This is a genomic window from Pedobacter sp. 10L46_2 (assembly GCF_056395165.1).
The window spans coordinates 1-4,841 of record NZ_JBFTIZ010000316.1; the positions used below are offsets into that span (position 1 = coordinate 1).

Below are 4,841 nucleotides of genomic sequence, written 5' to 3' on the forward strand. Positions count from 1 at the left end.
CCTTAAATACCAATGCTATTCAACGAGCAATTGATGAATGCTATAAATCGGGTGGTGGAAGTGTAATCTTTCCTGAAGGCAAATTCTTATCAGGAACTATCGTTATTAAGGATAATGTAACAATCAGTTTTCAAAAGAACGCTGTTTTGCTAGGGAGTATAGATCTTAAAGATTATAAAAATATTGACCCTTTTACTGAGGGACTGGGTATTGATGTTGGATGGGCTTTACTTGTAGCTGTTGATGCCAAAAACATTGGAGTTACAGGTGAAGGGACAATTGATGGTCAGGGGTCTGCGATTAAAGCAAAACACATACTTACTGATACCCGGCCCGAAGGACAACGATGGGGGATGAGGCCTTTTCTTTTACGAATTGTACGTTGTACTGGCGTAAATGTTAAAGGCGTAACTTTAAAATATGCAGGGGCATGGACTTCTCACTACTTTCAGAGCAGACAGATAAATATTGAAAATGTAAAGATCCAAAGTGTGGGTGTTGCCCATAATGATGGTATCGGTATTGATGGCTGTCAGGATGTTGTAATTAAAGATTGTGATGTAGTAAGTGGAGATGATGCACTGGTGTTTAAAACCACATCAAGTAAAATGGCCTGTAAGAATATTGTGGTGACAGGTTTAAGACTTAAAAGCAATCAGGCGGGAATTAAAATGGGAACCGAATCCATGGCAGCTTTCGAGAATATTAAAATTTCAAATTGTCATATCTATGAAACTAGAAATGGAGGCATTAAGCTGCTTACCGTTGATGGTGCGCATTTACGAAATATTGAAATATCAGATATAACCATGGAAGAAGTTAGGACCCCAATGTTATTTCGTCTTGGATCGCGATTAAGTGTGTTCCGCAAAGATGCTGATACAAAACAGCAAACAGGTACTTTTGAAAATGTTGTAATTAAAAATGTTAAAGTCAAAGCATCTGCCGATGCGCAATTAATGCCTCCAACAGGTATTTTGATCACAGGCATTCCCGGACATTACATCACTGGTTTAACGCTTGAGAATATAGAAATTAGTTTGGCCGGAGGCGGAACTGCAGCTCATGGCAGGCAAGCAGTACCCGAAGCAATTGATCAATATCCCGAAGTTAAAACATTTGGTCCGCGGGTTCCCGCATACGGTATTTGGGCAAGGCATGTTAAGGGATTGAAGCTTATTAATGTTAAGTTTAATCTTTCTGGAAATGACCTGAGACCAGCCTTAGTTTGTGAGGATGGAAGTGATTTGGAGGTTAACAATTGGAATCTTCCGGATACTAAAGGAGGAGAGTCGATTATCCGCTTGGAAAATGTAAAAACAGCACTGGTAAAAAATGTTACTGTTAAAGGGAGAGCAAAAGCACTTGTTCGTGTTGAAGGAACAGCAAGCACTAATGTAAAAGTGATTGGAAATAAATCGTCAGGAATATCAAAAGAATTAGAAATCATCAAAAAATAAATAGACTAACATGAATCAAAACCAAATTCTAAGCATAGCAGCTTTTATGTCCTGTTTTATGATTGTCGGACAGCCTAACGTAAAGGCACAATCAAAAGAAGCTAATTTAAAGAATTGGCCAAAAGGAACATCACCAAAGGAAATTGGAACAAGGGTAGCAAATCATTTCATAGTAACGCCGCATACGAATTTTAATAGACCAGGACCTCCAAAGGTGATTACTTATCCGGAAACCTGTGCCTGGTATGGTGCTTTGACTTTTGCAAAACAAAGTGGAAATAAAGAGATGCTTAAAAAGCTGGCGGATAGGTTCGAACCCCTTTTTGGCGAAGAAGCCAAAATGATTCCTGTACCTGATCATGTAGATTATACTGTATTTGGATCTGTTCCATTAGAGCTTTACATACAAACAAAAGATAAAAAATATCTCGATCTCGGGTTGTCAATTGCTGATAAACAATGGGCACCGCCAGAAGGCCCAAGAGTAAAACCCGAATCGCATGAGTTTTACAACCAGGGCTATACCTGGCAAACACGTTTATGGATAGATGATATGTATATGATCACCGCTGTTCAAGCCCAAGCGTATAGAGCCACTGGAGACGTAAAGTATATAGATAGGGCGGCTAAAGAGATGGTTTTTTATTTAGATAAGCTTCAGGAGCCTAATGGCTTGTTTTATCACGCGCCCGATGTTCCTTTTTTTTGGGGTAGAGGAGATGGCTGGATGGCTGTGGGTATGGCTGAATTGCTTAGGTCTATACCTAAAAACAATCCAAATTATGAACGCATTATGAAAGGCTATAAAAACATGATGGCTTCGTTGCTTAAATATCAGGCCGACAATGGAATGTGGCGTCAGTTAATCGATGACCCCGAGGCATGGGAAGAAACTTCATCAACGGCTATGTTTACTTTTGCAATGATTACAGGTGTGAAAAATGGCTGGCTGGATAAGGAAGTTTATGGGAAAGCTGCCCGTAAGGGCTGGCTTGGCTTAGTCACTTACATCAATGAGAATGATGAGGTAAGAGAAGTTTGTGAGGGTACAAATAAAAAGAACGACCGCCAGTATTATTTAGATCGCAAACGTAATATAGGCGACCTACATGGGCAAGCGCCAATACTGTGGTGTGCAACTGCATTATTACGCTAATTTAGATGAAAAATGCAGCGGAAAACGATAACTTTAAATAGCGAAAAGTTCTTCAAATAAATTACCAGATGAAAAAATCAGTATTAATTCCGGTTTTGTTAAGTGCAATGGTTTTTATTGCATTATATTCTTTCAAAGATATTTCAAATAGTCATTTAAAGGGCAACGGGCCAATACCTGATGCCGATAACGCAGGATTGAAGTTGCCAGAAGGTTTTGGCGCGTTAAAAGTGGCAGAGCTAGGGGCAAAAGCCAGACATCTGGTTGTTACCCCGCAAGGAGACATCTATGTTAAACTCGCCAGATCCAAAGAAGAAAAGGGGATTATTGTACTTCATGAGAGCAGCGATGGTAAGGCTCAGGTTACAGGTGGCTTTGGCAACTATGGAGGTACCGGAATTTACTTGAAAGATGGATACTTATATGCATCATCAAATCAGGAAGTATTTAGGTACAAGCTCGATGCACAAAATAAAGTAATTGACCCGAATAAACCCGAAAAGATCATTACAGGTTTAAAGGCCGGACGCCAGCATGAAACCAAATCACTTGTTTTAGATAATAATGGAAATGTTTATGTAAATATTGGCGTAAATTCAAATTCTTGTCAGGAACAAGATCGGGGGTTACGTTCTCCGGGAATAGAAGGGTGCCCATTGTTAGATTCTATGGCCGGAATATGGCAGTTTAAAGCAAAAGAACTCAATCAAAGCTACGGTCAGGGTGTTCGTTTTGCTACCGGACTAAGAAATGTTGTTGGATTAGATTGGAATCAGCAAAATAACCAGCTTTTTGTTATGCAGCATGGCAGAGATAACCTGAATAGTTCCTGGCCAGAGCTTTATAATGAAAAGGAATCCGCTGAAGTTCCTGCAGAATGTTTATATGCTTTAAAGCAAGGTGATAATGCAGGCTGGCCATTTATGTACTATGATCAGATCCAACATAAAAAAATAGTAGCTCCGGAATACGGCGGTGATAAAAAGAAAGAGGCTGATTCAAAATTCATAGACCCCGCAGTTGCCTTTCCAGGACATATGGCACCAAATGGTTTGCTATTCTATACCGGAAATATGTTCCCGGAAAAATATAAAAACGGTGCTTTTATCGCTTTTCACGGATCCTGGAATCGTGCTCCTGAACCTCAAAAAGGATATTTTGTAGTATTTCAACCATTTAAGGATGGGAAGCCTTCTGGCGATTGGGAAGTTTTTGCAGATAATTTTGCTGGTACACCTGAAAAAGCCGCTGCCGGAAGGGCAGACCATCGCCCTTGTGGATTGGCCCAGGGATCTGATGGTTCCCTTTATGTAACGGATGATGTTAAAGGAGCAATTTATCGTATCGTCTATAATAAAAAATAAAAAGTTTGATGAAGCAGGTTTTAACGATCATTTTGATCTTAACAATAGGGGGTATAAAATTAAATGCCCAAACAAAAGGGAAAACCAAAAAGACAGTCCAAACTGACGTTGTTTCTGCATCAGTTTTGGCTAACGGACAAAAAGTATACAATCAATATTGTTTAAGTTGCCATATGGCAGATGGAGGTGGGGTTCAGAATATGAATCCTCCATTAATAAAAACAACTTATGTTCTTGGCGATAAAACCCGGTTAATTAAGATAGCTCTTAATGGTTTGGCAGAAGAAATTGAAATAGACGGGGAAGTTTATACCAATGTAATGCCTTCGCATGGCTTTTTAAAAGATCAGGAAATAGCTGATGTGTTAACCTTTGTAAGGAACAGTTTTGGGAATAAGGCTAGTGCCATCAAAGCCTCAGAAGTGAAGGCTATCAGGGCAGAGAAAAAATAAAAAAGAGGGCTGAAATTTTCAGCCCTCTTTTTTATTTTAAGTCAAAACTCAAATCTGTGGCAAGTTTATAATGCCCTTCAATCATACGAAGTGTTTTGGCGGCAAACCTTCTTACATCTATATCTCCAGAAGTTGTTGCTGATTTGAATAAATCAAGGGTTTTTATATGATCTTTTACCATCATATCCATATAGTGTTTATCAAATTGAGCACCAGATAGTTTTGCCATTTCATTTATATGATTCTGATCGGCCTCAGGAATAGAGGTCGGTATTGTTAATTTCTTTTTATCGGCCAGTTTTTTTAAATTATCGTTGGTTTTAGTATGATCCTTAACCATTTTTTCAGCAAACTTTTTAACCCTAACATTACTGGCTTTTGATGTTGCCATTTTACCAAGCTCTACCTC

At 39.0% G+C, this 4,841-nt stretch carries 5 protein-coding genes; 4 read left to right on the forward strand and 1 reads right to left on the reverse strand.

What is annotated here, in order from left to right; translation table 11 throughout:
• The 4 genes from AC1DDX_RS23555 to AC1DDX_RS23570 all read left to right on the forward strand — a co-directional run.
• Positions 1-1,460: glycoside hydrolase family 28 protein (locus tag AC1DDX_RS23555; RefSeq protein WP_477622692.1), on the forward strand; the 1,460-nt coding region annotated here is incomplete at its 5' end.
• A gap of 10 nt (positions 1,461-1,470) precedes the next feature.
• Positions 1,471-2,616 (forward strand): glycoside hydrolase family 88/105 protein, encoded by a 1,146-nt coding sequence (locus AC1DDX_RS23560; protein ID WP_172663693.1) that lies wholly within the window; start codon positions 1,471-1,473, stop codon positions 2,614-2,616.
• A 68-nt stretch (positions 2,617-2,684) separates the two neighbouring features.
• Positions 2,685-3,980, forward strand: a complete 1,296-nt coding sequence (locus AC1DDX_RS23565) for a PQQ-dependent sugar dehydrogenase (protein ID WP_172663692.1) — start codon at positions 2,685-2,687, stop codon at positions 3,978-3,980.
• Between the two features lie 8 nt (positions 3,981-3,988).
• The gene (locus tag AC1DDX_RS23570) at positions 3,989-4,432 is read left to right on the forward strand and encodes a c-type cytochrome (RefSeq protein ID WP_172663691.1); all 444 of its coding nucleotides are present in this window, start codon (positions 3,989-3,991) and stop codon (positions 4,430-4,432) included.
• Between the two features lie 31 nt (positions 4,433-4,463).
• On the opposite strand, the gene AC1DDX_RS23575 is transcribed toward AC1DDX_RS23570, so the two are convergent.
• A partial coding sequence (locus tag AC1DDX_RS23575) for a DUF4142 domain-containing protein (protein ID WP_477622693.1) occupies positions 4,464-4,841 on the reverse strand: 378 nt, incomplete at its 5' end.

Excerpts from the sequence above, each read along its gene's own strand:
- AC1DDX_RS23565 (WP_172663692.1), top strand. The coding sequence starts at position 2,685 with ATGAAAAAATCAGTATTAATTCCGGTTTTGTTAAGTGCAATGGTTTTT.
- AC1DDX_RS23570 (WP_172663691.1), top strand. The coding sequence starts at position 3,989 with ATGAAGCAGGTTTTAACGATCATTTTGATCTTAACAATAGGGGGTATA.
- AC1DDX_RS23560 (WP_172663693.1), top strand. The coding sequence starts at position 1,471 with ATGAATCAAAACCAAATTCTAAGCATAGCAGCTTTTATGTCCTGTTTT.